Genomic DNA, 23,797 nt, shown 5'->3' with positions numbered 1-23,797 from the left:
GGCCGGCCCGGCCGGAGGACCCCGCGCCGGAGGACCCGTCCCAGGTTATCCACTATTCCACAGGGCGGATTTCCACCGCCGCCGCGTCATCCACAGTATGTGCACCATCTCGCCCCCAGCCTGCCACTAGGCTGTGGACAACGTCTTGAACAGGGATGTGCACAACGCTACTGTCGGCCCTCCGGACCTTCCCTCCAACTCACCGATGTGCGCGGAAGCGCACCTGGAAGGTTGTGGACCACGAGTGACCCCTGTGGACACTCTGTGGACTGCATGTGGACCCGTTGTGGACCACCGGAGGCAGCCTGCGGACAACGCTGTGGGGACAGCCGCGAGGCCCGGCGCCGACGGAGCGTGCTCCGGCAGGCGTCCTTGTGGAAAACAGATCGCGGCGAGCGTGCGGGGGCCGCGTTAGGGAGGAGGGGCCGGACAATGGATGGCGTCGACCTCGGCCCATTGTGGGCCCGGGCGCTGGAGAGCTTCGCCGAGGGCAGCGTTCCGCCCCAGCAGCGCGCGTGGCTGAACATGACCCGGCCGTTCGGGCTTGTGAACGACACGATCATCCTCGCCGCCCCCAACGACTTCGCCAAGGACGTCCTTGAGACCAAGCTGCGGCCGCTGATCGCGCAGGCGCTCTCACAGGAGTTCGGCCGGCCGATGCGGGTGGCCGTCATGGTCGACCCCGTGGCCGTGGCCGGCGACCCGCAGGGCCCCGGGCCCGAGGGATATCCCCAGGCTCCCTCGCCGGGTTATCCCCATGGTGGACAACCTCAGCAGGGGTACGGACAGCCTGGCAGGCCGGGTTCCATGGGCCAGCAGTCCTTCCCCGACCAGGGCTCGTCCACCGACTATCCACAGGGCCGGCCACAGGCGCAGCCGTACTCCTATCCCTATGGGGGAAACTCCGACGAGCCTTACGGAGGCGGCCCGGTGGGGTCGTCCCAGGCTTACCGCCAGGACGGCTACCAGGGTCCGGCCGAGGGCTTCCCCGGCCGGCCGGCCCAGCCTGGGCAGCCGGGCCAGGAGAAGGGGCATCCCTCCCAGCAGGAGGTTCCCGCCTCCCAGCCGTATCCTCGCGGCGACGGGGCGCAGCCCTTCCAGCACGGCGAGCCCGGGCAGTCCTACTCCGGCGCCGACGGCCAGCAGGCGTTCCCGCGCGGCGAGTCGCCCCAGCCCTACACCTCGCACAACGACGGCCAGCAGCCTTACCCGCAGGGCGAGGCCGCACAGCCCTACCCGCGCGGCGACGGCGCGCAGCCGTTCCCCCGGGGCGAGGGCAACCAGCCGTTCCCCCGCGCGGAGGGCGCGCAGCCGTACTCCCGCGGCGAGTCGCCGCAGGCGTATCCCCAGCAGAGCGACGGCGCCCAGCCGTACGCGCAGGGCGACGCGTCGCGTCCTTATCCTCCGCATTCTCCACAGGCGGGCGGCTACGGTGGACAACCTCCGTTCGCGGGCGGCTCCGACAGCCGGCCGCCCCGCCCGCGCCAGGAGCCCGAGGCCTATGACCGTCCTGTGCAGAACCGCTGGGACGGCCGGGGCGGCAAGCCGGGGGAGCCGGGCCGGCTGAACCCGAAGTACACCTTCGAGACCTTCGTCATCGGCGCGTCCAACCGCTTCGCGCACGCGGCCGCCGTCGCGGTCGCCGAGGCCCCGGCCAAGGCGTACAACCCGCTGTTCATCTACGGCGACTCCGGCCTCGGCAAGACCCACCTGCTGCACGCCATCGGCCACTACGCGCAGCGGCTGTACGACGGCGCCCGGGTGCGATACGTGAGCTCGGAGGAGTTCACCAACGACTTCATCAACTCCATCCGCGACCACAAGGCCGACGGATTCCGGGCGCGTTACCGGGCTGTGGACATCCTGCTCGTGGACGACATCCAGTTCCTGGAGGGCAAGGAGCAGACGCAGGAGGAGTTCTTCCACACCTTCAACACCCTGCACAACGCCAACAAGCAGATCGTCATCTCCAGCGACCGGGCGCCCAAGCAGCTGGTGACGCTGGAGGACCGGCTCCGCAACCGCTTCGAGTGGGGCCTGATCACCGACGTCCAGCCTCCGGAGCTGGAGACGCGCATCGCCATTCTCCGCAAGAAGGCGATACAGGAGGGGCTCGCGGCCCCCGGCGACGTGCTCGAGTACATCGCCAGCAAGATCTCCACCAACATCCGCGAGCTGGAAGGCGCGCTCATCCGGGTGACGGCGTTCGCCAGCCTCAACCGGCAGTCCGTCGACCTGCAGCTCGCCGAGGTCGTGCTCAAGGACCTCATCACCGAGGACTCCAGTACCGAGATCACCATCGCGACGATCATGGCGCAGACGGCGGCCTACTTCGGGCTGTCGATCGACGACCTGTGCGGCAGCTCGCGCTCGCGCGTGCTGGTGACCGCCCGGCAGATCGCCATGTACCTCGCACGCGAGCTCACCGACCTGTCGCTGCCCAAGATCGGCCAGCAGTTCGGCGGCCGTGACCACACGACGGTCATGCACGCCGAACGCAAGATCCGGTCGCTGATGGCCGAGCGGCGGTCGATGTACAACCAGGTCACAGAGCTCACGAACCGCATCAAGCAGAATTCACGCAACGCGTGATGATCCACAGCCTGTGGATATCTCTGTGGATCAGCGCAAGGTGTCATTGAATGGCCGGAATGCCCGCTCTCGACGGCGAACAAGCAAGCGTCCGGTCGGGAAACTCGAATTCAGAGCCTGGGGACAACTCTGGGGACAACCTGGGGAAGACCTGGGGACTACTCGTGGACGAGCTGGGGACGCCCTGTGGGCGGAGCTCGAAGGCAGGTCCGAGAGGGTCCCTTACCCCGTGGATAACCGGTGGAAACCTCGTGGATGACCGGTGGATGAAGACCCCGGAAACTGGGGACGGCCTGTGTGCAACCTGCGGTCATCCCCAGGCCGGGCGCGACAATGCACCGTCCACCCACAGGCGCGGTGGACAAAAAAGCGGCCCTGAGCTGGGAGGACACCCATCTTCCACAGTATCCACGGCCCCTAAGGTGATTACCTGTATCTCTCTCTACTAAGAACTCAAGACCCATAGAAGGGTTCTCGCGGCCCTCCCGTGCGGGAGGGTGAACACTTGCATCAACGGCACGGAGCGCTCGAGCCGGGATCAAGACCGCGATCAAGACACAGCCGAGAACGACAGGAGGCGGTTCGACGTGATGTTCCGTGTCGACCGAGACGTACTCGCAGAGGCGGTCGCGTGGACCGCCCGAAGCCTTCCCGCCCGGCCCTCGGTGCCGGTGCTGGCGGGCATGAGGCTGGAGGTCACCGAGGAGCAGCAGCTCAAGCTCTCCGGCTTCGATTACGAAGTCTCCGCCGAGGTGACCCTCGAGCTGCAGACCGGCGACCCCGGCCTGGTGCTCGTCTCCGGCCGCCTGCTCGCCGAGATCACCCGCGCGCTTCCCTCACAGCCTGTGGACTTCGTGGTGGAGGGCGCCAAGGCGGTCGTCACCTGTGGAAGCGCCCGCTTCACCCTGCTGACGATGCCCGCCGAGGACTACCCCTCGCTCCCGGCGATGCCGCCGGCGGCCGGGCGGGTCGGCAGCGACATCTTCTCCTCGGCCGTCGCCCAGGTCGCCGTGGCGGCCGGCAAGGACGACACGCTGCCCATGCTCACCGGCGTGCGCATGGAGATCGAGGGCGACACCGTGACCCTCGCGGCGACCGACCGCTACCGCCTGGCCGTCCGCGAGCTGAAGTGGCAGCCCGACCAGCCCGACTTCTCGGCCATCGCGATGATCCCGGGCAGGACGCTCGCCGACACCGCCAAGTCGCTGACCACGGGCGCCGAGGTCGAGATCGCCCTCAGCTCCTCCGGCGGCACCGGCGAGGGCATGATCGGCTTCTCCAGCGCCGGCCGGCGCACCACGACCCGGCTCCTGGACCCGGAGTTCCCGAAGTACCGCTCGCTGCTGCCGACGGAGTTCTCCGCCCACGCCGACCTCGCCACCTCCGCGTTCGTCGAGGCGGTCAAGCGCGTCGCGCTGGTCGCCGAGCGCAACACCCCGGTGCGCCTGGCCTTCCACGGCGGCGAGGTCGTGCTGGAGGCCGGCAGCGGCGACGAGGCCCAGGCGGTCGAGGTGCTCCCGGTCGACTTCGACGGCGACGAGATCAACATCGCGTTCAACCACCAGTTCCTGCTCGAGGGCCTGGGCGCGATCGACTCCGACGTGGCGCGGCTGCAGTTCACCACCTCCACCAAGCCCGCCATCCTCACTGGTGGCAAGCCTGTGGACGACGGTGCCACCCCCGACTACAGGTACCTCATCATGCCCATCAGACTGTCCAGTTAGGATCCCCCTGGTCCACATCGAATGGACGGGGCGGGGCAGGGTACGGCGCGTGGGACACGTCGTCGATGACGGAGATCTTGGCAAGGGGTGGCTGCGATGCAGATCGGCATGATCGGGCTGGGCAAGATGGGCGGCAACATGGCCGAGCGGCTGCGCCGTGCCGGGCATGACGTGGTCGGCTACGACCGCAACCCCGAGTCCAGCGACGTCTCAAGCCTCGACGAGCTCGTCCAGCGGCTGCAGGCGCCCCGCGTGGTGTGGGTCATGGTCCCGGCCGGCGCGCCGACCAGGGCGACGATCGACCAGCTCTGCGAGGCGCTGTCGCCGGGCGACATCGTGGTGGACGGGGGCAACTCCCACTACCTCGACGACAAGAAGCACGCCGACCAGCTCGGCGCCCGCGACATCGGCTTCGTCGACGTGGGCGTCAGCGGCGGGGTGTGGGGCCTGCAGAACGGCTACGCCCTGATGGTCGGCGGCGACGCCGACGCCGTCGGCCGCCTCATGCCGATCTTCGAGTCGCTCAAGCCCGAGGGCGAGGACGGCTTCGTCCACGCCGGCACGGTGGGCGCCGGCCACTTCGCCAAGATGGTCCACAACGGCATCGAGTACGGCATCATGCAGGCGTTCGCCGAGGGCTGGGAGCTGCTGGAGGCCACCGACATCGTCACCGACGTGCCGGGCGCCTTCAAGAGCTGGCGCACCGGCACGGTGATCCGCTCCTGGCTGCTCGACCTGCTGGTGCGCGCCCTGGACCAGGATCCCGACCTGTCGGAGCTCAAGGGCTACGCCGAGGACTCCGGGGAGGGCCGCTGGACGGTCCAGGCCGCCGTCGACCACGCCGTGCCGCTCCCGGCCATCACGGCGGCCCTGTACGCGCGCTTCTCCTCGCGCCAGGAGGACTCCCCGGCCATGAAGATGGTCGCGGCCCTGCGCAACCAGTTCGGCGGCCACGCGGTGGCCTCCGTCGAAGGCCAGCACACCAAGGGCGCCGACGCCCCCGGCGCGGACGTCACCCCCCCGATCGACGGACACTGAGTTGCCTGGCCTCGCTCCGCTCGGCTGCTCGGGGCGCCTTTGAGGCGGCGCTCTTCGTCGTCGTTCACGAGCGCTCGTTCCTCGCACTCGCTCTCTCCTCCTCAGAACACCGCCGCGCCCCGAGCTGTTTTTCCTGGCCTCGCTCCGCTCGGCGGGCTCGGGGCGCCCTTGAGGCGGCGTGCGGTGCCGTCGTGGTGGTGGCGGTGTGAACGGTGTCGGAGGTTGTACTGATGTTGTCGTAGGGGCCCAGTAACCTTCGTGGGGTGCATGTCGCCCACCTGTCGCTGACCGACTTCCGGTCCTACTCCTCCGTGGAGCTGGCCCTGGAGCCGGGGGTGACGGCGTTCGTCGGCCCGAACGGCCAGGGCAAGACCAACCTCGTCGAGGCCCTGGGGTACGTCGCGACACTCGGCAGCTTCCGGGTGGCGACCGACGCGCCGCTGGTCCGTCAGGGCACCACCCGGGCGATCGTCCGTGCCGTGGTGGTCCGCGACGACCGGCGCGCCCTGGTCGAGCTGGAGATCAACCCAGGCCGGGCCAACCGCGCCCGCCTCAACCGCGCCCCGGTCGCGCGGCCGCGCGAGATCCTCGGCCTGCTGCGCACGGTCCTGTTCGCCCCCGAAGACCTCGCGCTGGTGAAGGGCGACCCGGCCGACCGGCGCAGGTTCCTGGACGACCTGCTGGTCTCCCGGGCGCCCCGCTTCGCCGGGGTGCGGGCCGACTATGAGCGGGTGCTGAAGCAGCGGGGCGCCCTGCTCCGCAGCGCCATGCAGGCGCGTCCTGGCCGCAGGCAGAGCTCGCGCCGGCAGGAGGCCGAGGCGGGGTTCGCGGCGGCCGGCGCCGGGGACGCGCTCGGCACGCTGGAGGTCTGGGACGCCCACCTCGCCCGCCACGGCGCCGAGCTGCTCGCCGCCCGCCTCCAGCTCGTGGCGGCGCTGCGCCCGCTGGTGGCCAAGGCCTACGCGCTGCTCGCCCCGTCGTCCGCCCCCGCCGGCATGGAGTACCGCCACACGTTGTCCACAGCGGTGGACGGCCTGCCGCCGTCTCCGCCCGGCGAGGGCCACACGGCCCCAGGGCCGTCTACAACGCCCGAAGCGGCACTCCCAGGCACCCCTGGCACCCTGGGCGCTCCGGGCCCGGAGGAGGCCCTGCCGGACCGTTCCGCCTTGGAAGAGGCGCTGCGGGCGAGTCTGCTCGCCGTCAGGCAGGCCGAACTCGAACGCGGCGTCACCCTCGTCGGCCCGCACCGCGACGACCTGCTGCTGCGGCTGGGCGACCTGCCCGCGCGCGGCTACGCCAGCCACGGCGAGTCCTGGTCGTTCGCGCTGGCGCTGCGCCTGGCCGCCTACGACCTGCTCAGGGCCGAGGGCGGCGACCCTGTGCTGATCCTCGATGACGTCTTCGCCGAGCTGGACGCGCGCAGGCGGCGCAGCCTGGCCGAGATCGTCGCCTCCGCCGAGCAGGTCCTGATCACCGCGGCGGTGCCCGAGGACGTCCCCGCGCAGCTCTCCGGTGCCCGGTTCGACGTCGCGGAAGGGAGCGTCGCCCGTGTCAGGTGAGACCTCCGGAGTCCAGTCGCCCGACATCGTCGCGGCGCGCGGCGCGGCGCTCGCGCGCGAGAAGCTCGCCCAGGCCAAGGCCGACGCCGCCAAGCGCGGGCAGCTTCCCCGGCGCGAGCCCCGCCGCCGCTCGGCCGCCCGCCGGGACGCCGGCGATCCGCAGCTCTTCGGCCGGGCCATCCGCGATCTGCTGGCCGACCGGGGGTGGGAGGAGCCGCTCGCGGTCGGCGGGGTGTTCGGGCGCTGGCACGAGATCGTCGGGCCCGATCTCGCCGCGCACACCAAGCCGGAGACCTTCTCCGAGGGCGAGGTGCTGGTCGTCGCCGACTCCACCGCCTGGGCCACGCAGGTGCGGCTGCTCGCTTCCACCCTGGTCAGACGGCTGAACGAGGAGCTCGGCGACGGCACGGTCCAGCGGGTGAAGGTCCGCGGGCCGCAGAACGGCCCGAGGCCCTCGGGCGGGCTGCGCGTTACCGGCAGCAAGGGCCCCCGTGACACGTATGGTTGACAAAGGGCTCACAGCGTCGCCCGACCGGCGACGGAGGGGGCCCTTCCCCGGGGAAACCGATCAGAATCACGGTGGCGGCGGTGACCCCCCTCCCCCGTGGGGGGATGCTCAGTAAGGCATCCAACGCCCGACAGGCCACCACAGCGGCCGTCAATGCCACCTGATGCGCTTCTGACCGGTAGAATGAACTCGGATTCCGGACACGTCCGCATGCGAGTCACCCCCGGCCGCGCGCCGATCTCCCACGGGTGGTCGCATCGAGGCACTCACGACGGTGACGGGCACGGCAGGAGCAGCCGCATCACGGCCTCTCCTGTCGCGTGTCCGCGGCAGGAGGATTTGGCACTTGTCCTACGACGCTAGCTCAATCACCGTTCTCGAAGGGCTTGAGGCGGTTCGTAAGCGCCCTGGCATGTACATCGGCTCGACCGGCGAGCGTGGTCTCCACCACCTGGTCCAGGAGGTTGTGGACAACTCCGTCGACGAGGCACTCGCCGGCTACGCCGACCACATCGAGATCACTCTCCTCGCGGACAACGGCGTCCGGGTAGTGGACAACGGCCGCGGCATCCCGGTGGGAATCGTCCCCGGCGAGCAGCGGCCCGCCGTCGAGGTCGTCCTCACCGTCCTGCACGCGGGCGGCAAGTTCGACAGCAAGTCCTACGCCGTCTCCGGCGGCCTGCACGGCGTCGGCGTGTCGGTGGTCAACGCCCTCTCCACCCGCCTGGAGGTGGAGATCAAGACGGAGGGCCACTACTGGCGGCAGTCGTACGTCGAGAGCAAGCCCACCGGTCCCCTGGTCAAGGGCGAGCCCACCGAGGAGACCGGCACCTCGATCACCTTCTGGGCCGACGACACCATCTTCGAGACCACCACGTGGAACTTCGAGACCCTGTCGCGCCGCTTCCAGGAGATGGCCTTCCTGAACAAGGGCCTGACGATCGTCATCCGCGACGAGCGGCCCGACCACGTGAACGGCGAGCCTCATGTGGTGACCTACCACTACGAGGGCGGTCTGTCCGACTTCGTCAAGCACATCAACTCCAAGAAGGAACCGGTCCACAACTCGGTCATCGACTTCGAGTCCGAGGGCGAGGGCATCTCCGTCGAGATCGCCATGCAGTGGAACGGGTCCTACAGCGAGTCGGTCTACACCTTCGCCAACACCATCAACACCGCCGAGGGCGGCACCCATGAGGAAGGCTTCCGCGCGGCGCTGACGACGATCGTCAACCGCTACGCCCGCGAGCAGAAGTTCCTCAAGGAGGGCAAGGACGACAACCTCACCGGTGACGACATCCGTGAGGGCCTCACGGCGATCATCTCGGTGAAGCTCGCCGACCCGCAGTTCGAGGGCCAGACCAAGACCAAGCTCGGCAACACCGAGGCCAAGTCGTTCGTGCAGAAGGCCTGCAACGACTTCCTGCGCGACTGGTTCGAGCGCAACCCGGGCGAGGCCAAGGAGATCATCAACAAGTCCCTGCAGGCGTCCCGCGCCCGCATCGCGGCCCGCCAGGCCCGCGACCTCACCCGGCGCAAGTCGCTGCTGGAGGCCGGTTCGGGGCTGCCGGGCAAGCTCGCCGACTGCCAGTGGACCGAGCCCGAGAAGTGCGAGCTGTACATCGTCGAGGGCGACTCCGCGGGCGGCTCCGCCAAGGGCGGCCGCGACCCGAAGTTCCAGGCCATCCTGCCCATCCGCGGCAAGATCCTGAACGTCGAGAAGGCCCGCATCGACCGCGTGCTCAAGAACAACGAGGTGCAGGCGCTGATCACCGCGCTCGGCACCGGCGTGCACGCCGAGTTCGACATCGCCAAGCTCCGCTACCACAAGCTCATCCTGATGGCGGACGCCGACGTCGACGGTCAGCACATCACCACCCTGCTGCTGACGCTGCTGTTCCGCTTCATGAGGCCGCTCATCGAGGCCGGGCACGTCTACCTCTCCCAGCCCCCGCTCTACAAGATCAAGTGGGACCGGAAGGGCGAGGACGCCAGCTACGCCTACTCCGACCGCGAGCGCGACTCCATCATCGAGGCCGGCATCGCCAACGGCCGGCGCGACCCGCGCATGCACGACGGCGTTCAGCGCTTCAAGGGTCTGGGCGAGATGAACGCCGCCCAGCTCTGGGACACCACGATGAACCCGGCGACCCGGGTCCTCCTTCAGGTCACCCTCGACGACGCCGCCCAGGCCGATGAGATGTTCACCGTGCTGATGGGCGAGGACGTCGAGGCGCGCAGGTCGTTCATCATCAGGAACGCGAGGGATGTCCGGTTCCTTGACGTGTAACGGCTGCCGTACAGACTCATCTCCGAAAAGGACGTACCACCCGTGACGGAAGTCAACACCCCGCCTGGGCCGCCCGCCGACCGCATCGAACCGGTCGACATCCAGTCCGAGATGCAGCGCAGCTACATGGACTACGCGATGTCGGTCATCGTGTCCAGGGCGCTGCCGGACGTGCGGGACGGCCTCAAGCCGGTGCACCGGCGCGTGCTCTACGCCATGTACGACGGCGGATACCGGCCCGACCGCGGATACTTCAAGTGCTCCCGCGTCGTCGGCGACGTGATGGGCTCCTACCACCCGCACGGCGACGCCTCGATCTACGACACGGTCGTGCGGCTCGCGCAGCCGTGGGCGCTGCGGTACACGCTGGTCGACGGCCAGGGCAACTTCGGCTCCCCCGGCAACGACCCGGCCGCCGCCATGCGGTACACCGAGTGCCGTCTCGCGCCGATCGCCATGGAGATGCTCCGTGACATCGACAAGGAGACCGTCGACTTCCAGCCCAACTACGACGGCCGTTCGCAGGAGCCGATGGTCCTGCCGTCCAGGTTCCCCAACCTCCTGGTCAACGGCTCGGCCGGCATCGCGGTCGGCATGGCGACCAACATCCCGCCGCACAACCTGCGCGAGGTCGCCTCCGGCGTCCAGTGGTGCCTGGAGAACCCCGAGGCCTCCGAGGAGGAACTGCTCGAGGCGCTCATCGCGCGCGTCAAGGGCCCCGACTTCCCCACCGGCGCGCTCATCGTCGGCCGGCGCGGCATCGACGACGCCTACCGCACCGGGCGCGGTTCGATCACCATGCGGGCCATCGTCGAGGTCGAGGAGGACCCCAAGGGCCGCCAGTGCCTGGTCGTCACCGAGCTGCCCTACCAGGTCAACCCGGACAACCTCGCGCTGACCATCGCCGAGCTGGTCAAGGACGGCAGGGTCAACGGCATCGCCGACGTGCGCGACGAGACCTCCTCGCGCACCGGCCAGCGCCTGGTGATCGTCCTCAAGCGCGACGCGGTCGCCAAGGTCGTGCTGAACAACCTCTACAAGCACACCCAGCTCCAGACGACCTTCGGCGCCAACATGCTGGCCCTGGTCGACGGCGTGCCGAGGACGCTGCGCATCGACCAGTTCGTCAAGCACTACGTCGAGCACCAGATCGAGGTCGTCGTCCGGCGTACGCGCTACCTGCTGCGCAAGGCCGAGGAGCGCGCCCACATCCTGCGCGGCCTGCTCAAGGCGATGGACCGCATGGACGAGGTCATCGCCCTGATCCGCCGCTCCCCCTCGGCCGCGCAGGCGTCCGGCGGCCTGATGGAGCTGCTGGAGATCGACGAGATCCAGGCCCAGGCCATCCTGGACATGCAGCTGCGCAAGCTGGCCGCCCTCGAACGCCAGCAGATCACCGACGAGTACAACGGGCTGATGACGCAGATCGCCGACTACCAGGAGATCCTCGCGTCGCCGAGCCGCCAGCGGCAGATCGTCGGCGACGAGCTCGGCGAGATCGTCAACCGGTACGGCGACGAGCGCAAGACCGAGATCATCGCCTACGACGGCGACATGTCCATCGAGGACCTCATCGCCGAAGAGGACATGGTCGTCACGATCACCCGCGGCGGCTACGCCAAGCGCACCAAGACCGACCTCTACCGCGCCCAGAAGCGCGGCGGCAAGGGCGTGCGCGGCGCGCAGCTGCGCCAGGACGACATCGTCGAGCACTTCTTCGTCACCACCACGCACCACTGGCTGCTGTTCTTCACCAACAAGGGCCGCGTCTACCGCATCAAGGCCTACGAGCTGCCCGACGCCGGCCGCGACGCGCGCGGCCAGCACCTGGCGAACCTCCTGGCCATGCAGCCCGACGAGCACGTCATGGAGGTCCTGGACCTGCGCGACTACCAGGTCTCCCCGTACCTGGTGCTCGCCACCCGCAGCGGCCTGGTGAAGAAGACCCGCCTGTCGGAGTACGACTCCCCCAGGTCCGGCGGCCTGATCGCCATCAACCTCCGCGACGACGACGAGGTGATCGCGGCCCGGCTGGTCTCCGAGGAGGACGACCTGCTGCTGGTCTCGCGCGGCGCCAAGTCCATCCGCTTCACCGCCTCCGACGAGGCCCTGCGCCCCATGGGCCGGGCCACGAGCGGCGTCATCGGAATGCGCTTCCTCGACGGCGACGAACTGCTGGCCATGAACGTGGTCAGCGACGGCGCCGACGTGCTTATCGCCACCGTAGGTGGGTATGCGAAGCGGACACCCGCGGATCAATATCCTGTTCAAGGAAGAGGCGGGCAAGGTGTACTGACTGCGAAGATTGTGAGTGCCCGTGGCAAGCTGGTCGGAGCAGTCATGGTGAGCCCCGAGGACGAGGTGTTCGCGATCACCTCTGCCGGTGGGGTGATCCGGACCAGTGCGGGTGAGATCAAGCAGTCCGGCCGCCAGACCATGGGAGTGCGCCTGATGAACCTCTCAGAGGGAGACAGCGTGGTTGCCCTCGCCCGCAACGCCGAAGCGCTGGACTCCGAGGACAACGGGGGAGATGACGAGGAATGAGCCCTCAGGCCAACTCCGGTGGTTCCGGCGGGCCCGGTAAACCGACCGGCACCTCGGCGAACCGCAAACGCGCCACGCCAAAGGCCGCCCGTCCGGCGTCCTCGGTGAACTCCTCGACGCGCAATCAGGTGACGGAGAGCGTGAACACCTCGGAAAGTACGGGCAAGGTCCGTTCCCCGGCCGACCAGAGTGATGACAGGGTTGTCGTCGTGTCCAACGACGACGACGCGGCGGCTCCCGCCGCAGGTGGCGAGGGAGCGGACGCGACGCTGCACATCCGCTCCTCCTCGGTGCCCGACAACTCCTGGTCGCCCGCCGCCGACGGCCAGGGCGCCGGCCCCACCAGGCCCTCGCCCAAGCCGCAGGCGCCTCCGGCGCCCGGGCCGAACGCCGGTCCGAGCGCGCGTCCCGCGCCCGCCGCCGCCCCGCGCACCGGCTCGCCGGCCCCTGGCACCCCGGGCTCCGGCCCGGGACGCCCCGGCTCGCCCGGTACCGCCCCTGGAGGTCCCGGCTCATCGGGTGCCGTTCCCGGCGGTCCCGGAGCGCCCGGCTCCGGTCGTGGGGGCCCTGGTACGCCCGGCTCCGGCCCCGGGGCCCGTCCGGGCAACGCGGGCAGCCGGCAGGGGTTCGGCGCTGTGTCGGCCCTGTCCACCCCCGACCCCATCGCCAGCGCCCGTCCCGAGCCCCGCGACAAGCCGGCGGCCCCCAAGGCGCCCCGCAAGGCCCACCTGGTGCTGCGCAGGGTCGAGCCCTGGTCGGCGATGAAGTTCAGCTTCGTCGTCTCGCTGGTGTGCTTCGTGGTGCTCTTCGTGGCGGTCGCGGTCCTGTACGGGGTGCTGTCGGCGCTCGGCGTCTTCGACTCCATCGTCAACACCGTGACGCAGCTCACGGTGCCCGACGGCAAGACCAGCGCCGGCATCGACATCAAGTCCTGGTTCGAGCCGGTGCGCATCCTCGGCTACACCGCCCTGCTCGGCGCGGTGAACGTCGTCCTCATCACCGCCCTGTCCACGCTGGGGGCCGTCATCTACAACGTCGCCTCCGACCTGGTCGGCGGCGTCGAGGTGACCTTCAGCGAGGCCGAGTGACCCCACCCGTGGCCCGCGGCCGGGCACACGCCGTCGACGCCCCCGATCGCCCGCGGCTCCACCAGCGCGGGCGGTCACCGGCGAAATCCATGGCGCGGACGGGCCCCGGAGCACGGTAAGCTTTTCCCTGTCGGTGAGACCGTTCGCTTCCGCGCCACGGAGGCGATAGTCTTCTCTCCGCCAGCGGGGCTATAGCTCAGACGGTTAGAGCGCTTCCCTGATAAGGAAGAGGTCCCAGGTTCAAGTCCTGGTAGCCCCACCCAGATAGACCGCCCCGAACGGATCTCCGTCCGGGGCTTTTCACTGCGACCACCATCGCAACCGCGTCGGTGTCTCAGTCGTCGTGACGGTGCTCGCAGTGCCTTGCCTCGTTGGCCGGCACGTTCAGCGTGGGGTTGCGGTCGAAGAACCCGTACGGCGTCAGCGAGAAACCGGCATGGTCCACCGGCATCACCGGCCAGTCCTCGGGCCGCGGGAAGTGGGTCACGCCGAAGGTGTGCCACAGCACGACGTCCTCGCCGTCCAGGGACCGGTCACCCGCGACGTACGTGGGCAGGCCGTCGCCGCCCGGGTTCTGGTTGACGAACTCACCGGCCGGATACCGCTCGTCGGGCGCGTACCGGGTGATCCACAGATCCCGGGTGGTGAAGGCCGCCCGCGCGGCGATCGACGAGGACGGGTCCGCCAGCAGGGTGGGGTTCTGCTGGGCGCGCAGTACGTAGCCGGTCGGCCGGCCGAGCCGGTTGGTGCGCTCGGTGCTCACCACGTGCCAGGTGCGCCCGACCGAGGCGTCCGCGCTGCGCACCCCCTCGGCCTCGCTCGCGATGCGGGTGCGGGCGTAGCTGAAGGCGTTGCCGTACGGGTTCTCCGGCGAGACCGGCACCCGGACGGCGTCGACCTCGTCGACCGCGTTGCGCGGGCCGTCGACCATCATGTCGAGGCGAGCGCTGAACAGGTGCTGGTGGAACGGGGCGCCCAGGCCCGGGGCCACCTCGGCGGCGTAGGGCCACTCTCGCGGCCCGCGGTAGGCCGAGGTGAAGAGAACGCCGGTGAGCTTGGCCTCGCACTCGATCCTGCCGTCCAGGTAGAGGTACCAGTAGAAGCCGTAGTCGTAGTTGCCGATCGTGGTGAAGAACGAGATCACCAGGCGGCGCTGGCGGCGGACCTCGGCCGAGTTCGAGGTGTAGATGTCGGTGTGCTTCCAGAGCGTGCCGTGGTCCTCCTCGTGCAGGCAGATCGCGTTGGGGATGCGCCGCACATCGCCGGTCTCGTCGGCCAGGTCGACGTCGACGTAGTGGATCTCGCCGAGGCAGTCGCAGCCGAGGGTGAGCGAGTTCGCGAATCGGCCGAAGAGGTATTCGCCGGTGTCGAAGTAGTTCTGCCAGAACCGGACCGGCGCCGGGTCCCCGTACGGCACCACCATCTCGGCGATGGAGGCGCGGTAGACGACCGGCCGGACCTCGCCGTCGTGGTCGGGATCGGCGTAGGCGAGCCGGTGGAGCACCAGGCCCTCGCGGGCGTCGAACCCGAAGTGGAAGGACCAGTTCGCCCAGGTGATCCGGTCGCCCTCGACCTGGAACGAGGGCCCGTCGGGCTGGGTGATCTCGATGGGTCTCAAGGTCTCCAACGGCGCCGGGCGCCCTCGCGGGAGATGGAAGTCGCTCAGCTCACGCGGCAGCGGGAAGACACCGATGTCGATGACCTCGGTCGCCTTCCTCTCGACGAGGTCGACGTAGGCGCTCAGCCCGTCCACCGGGTGCGCCCAGACGTGGCCGTCCGGGTCGGACACGGCGAAACAGAGCACTCTGATGATGCGCCTGCCCTGCTCGCCGGGCAGGTCGAAGGAGCCCGCGGAGAGCGGCGCGCATCTCACCTGCTCCGGGGTCAGGCCGCGCTTGGCCAGCGCGTCCACCCAGGCCGGCTCCTGGGCGAGGATCCCGTCGACCGCCATGAACTCCTCGACCAGGATGGGCATCCCGCCGTGGGAGCCGTCGACGTCGGTGATCGCGGCCACCGCGCCGGCGGTGAGATCGACGGTCACGTCCCGGGCGTCGCCGGTCGCGGTGTCGAGCAGCAGCGCCCGCGCCCGGCGGTCGGGTCTCGGCCCGGTTCCGGCGTGGAACGCGAGCACCTCCTGCTTGTGCGGCTCGAGCAGGCCGACGTAGACGAAGCGGACGCTTTCGCCGGCCAGGCCGGCCTCGCGTACCAGGACGGCGGCCCGCTCGATCTCGGCCGCGGTAAGGCTGGAAACCGGGGTGGTAGGAGTGGTCATGGGATCCTCTCTCGGGTGGGACCGCGTCGAATTCCGGATATGCCGTGCGATTAATTGGGTGGGCACGTTAGGGGACGGGAGCACCGAGGCGTACGGCAGGAAGCCCAGCCGGTGAAAGCAGAGAAGAGCGCGGCGCGATGACCGCGGTTCAGGTGGCCCGCGGGATGGTGTGCCGGAGGTCCTCGGCCTCGTCTCGGAGAACCTCCGCCGACTCGGAGCCGGCGCGGATGAACCTCAAAGCCGGTGCGGGGGAGTCGTGACGGAATTCTCTCCCAGAAAAGCGGCGACAGCGAGAGGCTCCGGCCGGAGATCAGCGGGGAGAGCGCCGTGCCGGTCAGGATTTCCAATGTGAGCAGGTGAATGGCTCCGGCTTGGGTGAGGTTGCGGCGTGCCCGGGGTTTCTTTGAGTCCGATTCGTGGATTTCATGCCGTGCTGATCGTGTTCTTGAACGCTATCGGCGCCGGTATCTTCGGGCCGCTGTGACGTCGCCGTCCGTTATACCAGATCTCCGGGTACTCGAAAATGGCGTCGGCGAGCTCGATCCGGGTGCTTTATCTTCCTGGCGCGCACGGCTCCCTCTTTCGCCATGACCGAAAAGCGGAGGCGTTCTCCTGGACAAGGGGCACTCGCCGGGCGCCGATCATGCGTGCGGGCGACCGGCCGGCGTCCGATGTTCTCCGTCGGCTTCATGACCTGCACACTTCGCCATCAGGATCTATGAGAAAAACTCATAAGATGCGATAAACCAGACCTAGCAGAACATGCCCGCACCTCCATCACCATGCGGGACCGTGGCCTGATTCTGACAGCCCATCTCCATCTGAGGCCTTGCGCCGGCCTGTCGGCGATGATTAGGTCATCTACATGACGAGCGTGCCGCTGAGTGCGACAGGTGAGAGTAAGGCGGGATTCACCGTGTTCCATCCACGGTGGACCTTCACCAGAATCTGATCATCGACGACATCGCCGCCGAACCGGCTGAGCCACTTGGACGTAGCGTTACCAGAAGGTCAAGAGTCCCTCGCACGCCCTGCCACTGTCATCGACCGGCATTCCGCTCAGGTATTGGACCGATACAACGGGTCAGGTCATGTCCGTAAGGGCATGAATCCACCTCGCGTCCCGGCCGCCGGGAAGCTCTTCCTCTCTCGACGTTCCACCGCAGATCGTCCTTTGTTCTCGAGATCTTTCATGTGATCGCACGGGAATTCAGTTCGCCATGCGTGAATTCCCTGCCGGACGCGACCATGTGAGGGTTTCTCGGCTCCGGACCAATTTGGAGTCCTCTCCGTGACGAGTTCGCTTTCCGATGTCCAGAGTTCCTTTCCACAGCCGGTGACCGGTGAAAGTTCCCATTCGCCCACGCCCGGTCTCACCGCGGCCTTCGACCCCGGACGTTTCCACGACGGCGCCGTGAACATCGTCAGACGCCTGACGACGTATCTGGTCGACCAGTCGGTCCGGGGACTCGACCTCCTGCACCCGGAGGCGCTGCTGAAGGCCGCGCGGGAGCTGATGACCCTCGAACGGCAGGGCATCGCCGACTTCGACGCCGATCGGGTGAACCAGATCGTCGACCTGTACACCGAGACCGGGATCCCGGTCTACTCACCCGGCTACATGGGCCGGCAGTTCTCCGGCGTGGTGCCACTGGCCAGCCTCATCGACCTGGTCGGCTCGGTGGTCAACCAGCCCTCCTCCTTCTACGAGGCCGGGCAGCTCCCGAACGTCGCCGAGCGGCTCATGGCCGAGGAACTCAATCGGTACCTCGGCGGGGACCCCGACCGGTTCGCCATGGTGACGACCTCGGGAGGCTCCCTGGCCAACCTGACCGCGTTGCTCGCCGCCCGCAACCGCGCCTTCCCGCAGATCTGGACGGCCGGCGCCGGCGGCACGCCGGGTCGCCCCGCCATCGCGGTCAGCGAGGAGGCGCACTACAGCATCACGCGCGCGGCGGGCGTGCTCGGCATCGGAGAACGGCAGATCGTCCGGCTCCCCGTCGATCGGGCCGGGCGGATACGTCCCGATCTGGTCGCCCCGGCACTGGACGAAGCGCACCGGCGAGGCCTGCGGCCGTTCTGCCTGGTGGCCACGGCCGGGACCACGTCGATGGGCGCGTTCGACCCGCTGGAGGAGCTCGCGGCCCTGGCGCGCCGGTATGGGCTCTGGCTCCATGTGGACGGGGCGCACGGGGCGAGCCTGCTGCTGTCGGACCGGCACCGGCACAAGCTGCGCGGCATCGAGCGGGCCGACTCCCTGACCTGGGACGCCCACAAGATGCTGTTCATGCCGGCGCCCTGCACGCTGCTCTTCTACCGCGACAAGGCGGCGGCGCGCGGCGCGTTCCGGCAGCGTGCCAGCTACGTCTTCGACGAGGAACCGGACATCTACAGCGCCTACGACAGCGCGGACAAGAACTTCGAGTGCACGAAACGCCCGATGATCATGCCGCTCTGGGCGGTCTGGTCGGTCTACGGGCCGGCGCTGTTCGCGCAGAAGATCGACCGGCTGTGCGCGGTGGCCCGGCAGGCGTACCAGATGGTCGCCGCCGAGCCGGACTTCACCGTGGCGCACGAACCGGAGTCCAACATCCTGTGCTTCCGGTACCGGCCGGACGGGGTGGACCCGGCGACCGTGCACCGGCTGCAGCTGGAGATCCGTAACCGGATCCGGGACGGCGGGCGCTTCTTCATCTCCAAGGTCGACATCGACGGGGTGGCGGCGCTGCGCGTGGTGGTGATGAACCACCTGATCGACGCCGACCACCTGGCCATGCTCATCGCCGAAATCAGGGACATCGGGCAACGGGTGCTGCGCGCGAGCGCCACGGCCCGGCACGACCAGCGCGACGGGAGTCATTCATGACCATGACCGATCTGGACGTCACCGCCTCGGCGGACCTGGCGGCACGACTGATCCCGGAGGAGGAGCTGCGGCCCCGCTCCGTGGACGACGTCACCCGGCTGCCGTCGTTCGGCGAGAAGCTGGAGGAGTGCGGGCGGCTCACCGGAACTCCGTACTGCGAGTCCCCGCTCGGCCTGCAGGACGCGCTGGTGTTCCGCCGGCTGCAGCAGCTCGTCGGCATCGCCCTGCTCAACCCGCTGTGGCGCGAGCGGCTGCACTACTTCGGCATTCGCAGCGCCCCTACCGACATGTCCGAGTGGGAGCGGATCCCCCTCTCGGACAAGATCGTGCAGAGGGACATGTTCATGGGCGCGCGGGCCGGCATGGTCGTGCCGCTCGACCGCGGCGGGTTCGAGGTGGTGGCCAGCGGCGGCACCGGTGACGGCATGCCCCTGGAGATCGTGTACTCCCTGAGGGAGCTGCGCGACACCTACCGCATCGCCGGGGCGTTCATGGGCGCCTACCAGCTCGGCCGCTACCTGAGCGGCCCCGGGCCGCGCTGGCTGTTCACCACCCTGGCCGACTACCAGATGTGGAGCAGCGGCACCATGGTCGGCGGCGTCCTGTCCCAGGTCCCGGGAGTCAACTACATCGGCGCGGGGCCGGTGAGCGCACCGGTGCTGGAGCACATGTTCTCCTACCCCGGTCACAAGGCGCTGATGGGGATCACCGCCGGCATCGCGCTCCTGCCCGAGCTCGGTGCGGGCCTGACGCCGCAGGCCAGGGCGAGCTTCCGGGTCGCCATGTACGGCAGCGGCTCCCTGCCGCAGCGCAAGCGGGACGAGCTGCAGGCGTTCTTCCCCAACGTGTCGATCCTCAGCTACTTCGCCGCGACCCAGGCCGAATGCGTGGGGCTCCAGCTCGACCACACCTCCCCGGCGCTGTCCGCCGTGCCGGGGCTGCACCTGGTGGAGATCGTGGACGAGCACGGCCGTGCCGTCGCCGAAGGGGAGGAGGGCGAGCTGGTCGTCACCCGGCTGCACGCCGACGAGACGCCGCTGCTCCGGCTCAAGCTCGGCGACCGGATGATCCGCCGCCCCGCCCTGGACGGGCCGGGGTTGCGCACCGAGCGGTTCGAGTTCGCCGGGCGCACCGCCGATGTGCTGCACCTGAACGACAGCCAGTACTCGGCGACGCTGGCCTACGCCGCCCTGCGCGGGCGGCTGTACATGGCGTCCGGCGTCGATCTGGACCTGGCCGCGCACGAGGTGCAGTTCCACAACCACCGTGAGGACCGGACCCTCACTCTGCTGGCGGCGGTGGACGACGCCGAGGGCACGGCCGCGGCCGTCGAGCACGCCCTCGGCCCGAGCGGGACGCGGCGGCTGTTCACCCAGGCGCTGCCGAGCTCCCTGTCGCTGTTCAACGACCGGGAGGCGAACGCGATGGCCATCGAGCAGACCGGATACGAGTTCCGGCTGGTGTTCGTCCCCCCCTCCTCGCCGCAGATCGAGCGGACCGCCGTCGGCAAGACGCCGCTGGTCAGGGACCGGGGCTGAGCACGTGACCGCCCGTCAGCCCAGCAAATCCGACAAGGAGGATCGATGAAGGAGAAGGTCAGCATCGTCGTGATGGTCGACGCCGTCGGGGCGTTGTCCGACCGGACGCTGCACAACGGCAACATCTCGCTGGTCGACGACAGCTCGGCGGGGAGCCGGCACCAGGGCACCCCCGACCTCGTCACGGCGGTGGTCCCGGGGCAGGTGGTCCAGTGGACGTCCATCCACGTGGACGTGCAGACCCCGGTCGAGATCCAGGCCATCGAGTTCCTGCCCGGCGCGGCCGTCCCGCTTTCGGAGGACCCGGGCGTGCCGCCGTACCCGGTGGAGCCCCCCGCCGTTCCGGCGATCGACGCCACGGGTTCCGACGGGCAGGAGAACCACGACCTGCTGGTGTGGGAGGGCATCGTGCCCTACACCATGGCGCCCGGTGTGCCCTACCGGTACCGGCTCTCGCTCAAGCTCCACGAAGGGCCCAACAGCGTGCTGCACATCGACTCGCCCGCGCTGCTGCGCGTGTGAGCCACGTTCTGCGAAAGGCGGTTCCATGGCACAGCAACACGGGATCATCGTGCTGTTCGACGTCGAGAACGCGCTTCGGACGCGGTCCCTCGACGGCAACACCTACTGGTTCGACAACATGAAGTTCCTCGGCTCGGCCGGGGAGGGCACCGGGGAACTGGTGACGATCGTGCCCGGCACCTACTTCCTCGACGGGTCGCAGGCGACCGAGCAGGTGCTGAACTGGCTGCCCGCGGCGCTCGGGGCGATCCCTCCGACGGTGCCCCGCAACTACCTGGCCGAGCAGGAGCGCGCCCACGACCGGCGCACGCTGGAGCAGCTGGCCGCGCTCGGCGGCGAGGGCCAGGCGAGCGGCGCCGAGCTGACGCGGCTGCAGCAGAGGGTCGGCAAGCGTCCCCGCAAGCAGGCCGGCGGGCGGGGCCTGACCGCGGCCAAGCTGCTGGACGTCACCGGGAAGACCACCGACAGCGCCGCCGCGTACAACTACCCGGCCCCGGTGATCACCGACATCACCGGCCAGGCCGTCAGCGAGAAGATCATGTACCCGGCCCAGTACGGGTCGCCCGACATGGTCTACGACGGTTGGTACTGGGCCGCGACCGTGGACACGAGCCGGCCGGGGATCTACCCGTACACGGTGCACGTCCAGCTGCACGAGTTGGTCGAGCAGAACGACGAGCTGGTCTGGCAGTCCGTCGACCTGACCTGCGAGTCCAGCCTCAAGATCACCAACGACCCGAAGCGCAACGCCTTCACCGGCGCCGGACTGGGCGTCCTCCCCCTCCCGGCCGTCCCTCCCGCCGTCTGACCCGGCCCGACCCGGAGCATCCTCGCGAACGAAGGAGCCGCATTGCCCCCGAGGAACCGACAGTCCGAACACCGGCCCGCACGGCCTGTGACGATCACCGCGGTGATCGACCCCGTGGCCGCGCTGGCATCGGAGAACCTGGACGACAACCTCTACCTCTACGACACCAACAAGGCCGCCGGGTCCTCCGGCTTCGGCACCCCGGAGCTGCACAGCCGGGTACGCAAGGGCGACACGCTGCTGTGGAACGTGATCCCGCTGGAGTGCGAGACCTACGTGACCCTCGCCGACATCGAGATCGACCCGCGGATCGCCGAGCCCACGCGCAAGGTGTATCCCGGCACCGACATCGTCTTCTGGACCGCCGAGGTCAAGCAGGACCTCACCAAACCGGTGCCGTACCGGCTCTCCTTCCTGCTCGGCACCGTCGGCACGCCGTTCACTCCCACCGCCCGGCCGGCCCTGACCGGGGCGGCCGGCGAAGGAAAGGAAGGCCGATGACCCAGGCGTACGCGGCCACGGACTTCGCCGATCGCGGCCAGCTCAACTCCGTCCAGCTGAACGTGGTGACCCTCGTCGACATGGAGAAGGCCGCTGCGACCAAGTCCCTGGACGGCTGCCTCTACATGATGGACAACAGCGTCGGCGGCGTGGGGCAGGGCGGCGACCATCTGGAGACCATCTGCAAGCAGGGGCAGGTGATCAACTGGATCGTCCGCCCGATCGACATGCACCGCCGTCCGGACGGCACCTGGCCCCCGATGCCGAAGATCAACAACCTGGTCTTCCTCGACATCGAGAAGGGCGACGAGGACGACGTCGCCGAGCGCCGGATCATGACCGAACTCAAGGTCTACGGCGCTCCCGACCGGATGCGCGACCAGTACACCGCCGTCTACTACTACTGGGCCGGGGCGGTGATGAGCGACGCCAAGCCGGGGGTCTACCGCTACCGGTTCGTTCTGGAGCTGGAGAAGGAACACGGCACCGACAAGGTGTACCTGAACTCGGCCAACTATCCCGCCCTGCGGGTACTGCCGGTCTGAGGTCCCGAGGCCGGTGAGCGCGGTGTGGTGAGGAAGGCTCGTCATGGCCGCCCGGCGGCGGCCATGACATGCCATGACATGCCGAGACGGCCCGCGTCCGTTCGGTTAACGTGGTTCGCAGATGCCCGGCGGTGCGCGGCGAACGGAGTTGCTCATGACGACCACCATCACCGTGATCGGCGGCCCGACGGCCCTGCTGGAGCTCGGCGGGCTGCGCATCCTCACCGATCCGACCTTCGATCCGCCGGGGGATCACTCCGTCGGGCCGCTCACGCTCACCAAGACCACCGGCCCGGCCCTCTCCTTCGCCGACCTCGGCCCGGTGGACATGGTGTTGCTCAGCCACGACCAGCATCCCGACAACCTGGACAAGCTGGGCCGCGAGGCGATGGCCGCCGCGCCGCTGACCCTGAGCACACCCGACGCCGCCGCGAACACCGGCGTCACTCCGCTGGGCCCCTGGGAGCACCACGACGTCGGTCCGGTCCGCGTCACCGCCGTTCCCGCCCTGCACGGCCCGCCGGGAAGCGAGCCCATCGTCGGTCAGGTCACCGGCTTCGTGCTCTCCGGCGCCGGGTCGCCCACCGTCTACGTCAGCGGTGACAACGCTTCGCTGGAGTATGTGGAGCTCATCGCCGGGCGGTTCCCGGCCATCGACGTCGCGCTGCTGTTCGGCGGCGCCGTCCGCGTCCCCATGCTCGACGAGCGGCTCACCTTGAACGCCGCCGAGATGGTGGCCGCCGCGCGCCTGCTGAAGGCCCGGCAGGTCGTGCCGCTCCATGTCGAGGGCTGGAGCCACTTCACCGAGGACCAGGCGGACGTCCACACCGCCTTCTCCGAAGCCGGTCTCGACCACCTGCTCGTCTCCCCCGCTCCAGGGCGACCGGTCACCCTGATGTCCGCCTGACGATGCGAGGCGGCGGCTGCACGTCCGCCACTGAGCGCGGCGGCCGCCGGGGAAGGTGAGTGCGCGGCGCGGGTGGCCCGCGCCGCGCACCGCGTGTTGTTTCGTCAGGTACGCCGGCGGGTGTCAGGCGTAGAGGAAGTACCGGTAGTCGCTGGGGCCGACGCTCTGGTAGGAGCAGTAGTAGGAGGTCCACCAGCCCCACTGGATGCCGAGCTGCCCGCCGTTCACGCAGTCCGAGTACAGGAAGTAGACGTACCGGATGCTTTCGGCTTGGGCGGGCGCCGTGCCCAGCGACAGCGACAGGCCGGCGGCCAGGGCGGCCGAGACGAGTAGGGCTCTGATTTTGCGCATGCGATCCTCCTGCGGCCGGATAAGGGGGACCGCTCGCCCTGTACGCGGAGGCTCGCGTCCGGGAGGCGAGTGGCACCCGCACTATCGCATCGCGGATGACGCCCGGCCAGATCGCGCCCACTCGGGCGGATCCGGGCGCGCGTG

The 23,797-nt window shown here is 69.3% G+C and carries 17 protein-coding genes and 1 tRNA gene; 16 read left to right on the top strand and 2 right to left on the bottom strand.

Annotation, left to right across the window (positions count from 1 at the left end; all coding sequences use genetic code 11):
- Window positions 1-432 precede the first annotated feature (432 nt).
- The 9 genes from dnaA (at window position 433) to ACFQSB_RS34525 (ending at window position 13,602) form a co-directional block, all read left to right on the top strand.
- Window positions 433-2,592, top strand: a complete 2,160-nt coding sequence (dnaA, locus tag ACFQSB_RS34565) for a chromosomal replication initiator protein DnaA (protein WP_380831073.1) — start codon at window positions 433-435, stop codon at window positions 2,590-2,592.
- A 587-nt stretch (window positions 2,593-3,179) separates the two neighbouring features.
- On the top strand, window positions 3,180-4,316 hold the full coding sequence (dnaN, locus tag ACFQSB_RS34560) for a DNA polymerase III subunit beta (RefSeq protein WP_354927657.1): 1,137 nt from the start codon (window positions 3,180-3,182) through the stop codon (window positions 4,314-4,316).
- A gap of 87 nt (window positions 4,317-4,403) precedes the next feature.
- Entirely contained in the window at window positions 4,404-5,354 is a 951-nt protein-coding gene (gene gnd, locus ACFQSB_RS34555) for a phosphogluconate dehydrogenase (NAD(+)-dependent, decarboxylating) (RefSeq protein ID WP_380831071.1), read from the top strand.
- A 263-nt stretch (window positions 5,355-5,617) separates the two neighbouring features.
- On the top strand, window positions 5,618-6,913 hold the full coding sequence (recF, locus tag ACFQSB_RS34550; protein ID WP_380831069.1) for a DNA replication/repair protein RecF: 1,296 nt from the start codon (window positions 5,618-5,620) through the stop codon (window positions 6,911-6,913).
- The gene (locus ACFQSB_RS34545) at window positions 6,903-7,421 is read left to right on the top strand and encodes a DciA family protein (protein WP_380831067.1); all 519 of its coding nucleotides are present in this window, start codon (window positions 6,903-6,905) and stop codon (window positions 7,419-7,421) included. The genes recF and ACFQSB_RS34545 overlap by 11 nt, the downstream gene beginning before the upstream one ends.
- Window positions 7,422-7,767: 346 nt before the next feature.
- Entirely contained in the window at window positions 7,768-9,711 is a 1,944-nt protein-coding gene (gene gyrB / locus ACFQSB_RS34540; protein WP_380831065.1) for a DNA topoisomerase (ATP-hydrolyzing) subunit B, read from the top strand.
- A gap of 42 nt (window positions 9,712-9,753) precedes the next feature.
- Window positions 9,754-12,255 carry a DNA gyrase subunit A gene (gene gyrA / locus ACFQSB_RS34535; protein WP_354927667.1) on the top strand — a complete coding sequence of 834 codons (2,502 nt, stop codon included), beginning with the start codon at window positions 9,754-9,756 and terminating at the stop codon, window positions 12,253-12,255.
- Window positions 12,256-12,464: 209 nt separating this feature from the next.
- Complete coding sequence (locus ACFQSB_RS34530; RefSeq protein WP_380831063.1) at window positions 12,465-13,343, top strand: DUF3566 domain-containing protein; 879 nt, start codon at window positions 12,465-12,467, stop codon at window positions 13,341-13,343.
- Between the two features lie 185 nt (window positions 13,344-13,528).
- Window positions 13,529-13,602, top strand: a tRNA-Ile gene (locus tag ACFQSB_RS34525).
- A gap of 75 nt (window positions 13,603-13,677) precedes the next feature.
- Here the strand turns inward: ACFQSB_RS34525 and ACFQSB_RS34520 are convergent.
- Window positions 13,678-15,615 carry a primary-amine oxidase gene (locus ACFQSB_RS34520; protein ID WP_380831061.1) on the bottom strand — a complete coding sequence of 646 codons (1,938 nt, stop codon included), beginning with the start codon at window positions 15,613-15,615 and terminating at the stop codon, window positions 13,678-13,680.
- A gap of 1,336 nt (window positions 15,616-16,951) precedes the next feature.
- Here ACFQSB_RS34520 and ACFQSB_RS34515 point away from each other — a divergent pair.
- From ACFQSB_RS34515 to ACFQSB_RS34485, 7 genes are all read left to right on the top strand, one after another.
- Window positions 16,952-18,481 (top strand): pyridoxal phosphate-dependent decarboxylase family protein, encoded by a 1,530-nt coding sequence (locus ACFQSB_RS34515; protein WP_380831059.1) that lies wholly within the window; start codon window positions 16,952-16,954, stop codon window positions 18,479-18,481.
- Window positions 18,478-20,019, top strand: a complete 1,542-nt coding sequence (locus ACFQSB_RS34510) for a phenylacetate--CoA ligase family protein (RefSeq protein ID WP_380831058.1) — start codon at window positions 18,478-18,480, stop codon at window positions 20,017-20,019. Before ACFQSB_RS34515 ends, ACFQSB_RS34510 begins: the two co-directional genes overlap by 4 nt.
- 45 nt (window positions 20,020-20,064) lie before the next feature.
- Window positions 20,065-20,541, top strand: coding sequence for a hypothetical protein (locus ACFQSB_RS34505; RefSeq protein ID WP_380831056.1), 477 nt, complete (start codon window positions 20,065-20,067; stop codon window positions 20,539-20,541).
- Between the two features lie 25 nt (window positions 20,542-20,566).
- A complete protein-coding gene (locus tag ACFQSB_RS34500) occupies window positions 20,567-21,349 on the top strand; it encodes a hypothetical protein (RefSeq protein ID WP_380831055.1) in 783 nt (260 codons plus the stop codon).
- Window positions 21,350-21,451: 102 nt separating this feature from the next.
- Entirely contained in the window at window positions 21,452-21,850 is a 399-nt protein-coding gene (locus ACFQSB_RS34495; protein ID WP_354927681.1) for a hypothetical protein, read from the top strand.
- Entirely contained in the window at window positions 21,847-22,395 is a 549-nt protein-coding gene (locus ACFQSB_RS34490; protein ID WP_354927683.1) for a hypothetical protein, read from the top strand. Before ACFQSB_RS34495 ends, ACFQSB_RS34490 begins: the two co-directional genes overlap by 4 nt.
- 154 nt (window positions 22,396-22,549) lie before the next feature.
- Entirely contained in the window at window positions 22,550-23,302 is a 753-nt protein-coding gene (locus tag ACFQSB_RS34485) for an MBL fold metallo-hydrolase (protein WP_380831053.1), read from the top strand.
- A 123-nt stretch (window positions 23,303-23,425) separates the two neighbouring features.
- Here ACFQSB_RS34485 and ACFQSB_RS34480 read toward each other — a convergent pair whose 3' ends face one another.
- Window positions 23,426-23,653: a hypothetical protein gene (locus tag ACFQSB_RS34480; RefSeq protein WP_354927687.1), complete on the bottom strand. Its 228-nt coding sequence runs from the start codon at window positions 23,651-23,653 to the stop codon at window positions 23,426-23,428.
- Window positions 23,654-23,797: the final 144 nt, after the last annotated feature.

This window comes from Sphaerisporangium rhizosphaerae, assembly GCF_042665155.1.
Lineage (GTDB): Bacteria > Actinomycetota > Actinomycetes > Streptosporangiales > Streptosporangiaceae > Sphaerisporangium > Sphaerisporangium rhizosphaerae.
Note: the sequence above shows the minus strand (reverse complement) of the source record. Positions and strands in the feature narration are given on the sequence as shown.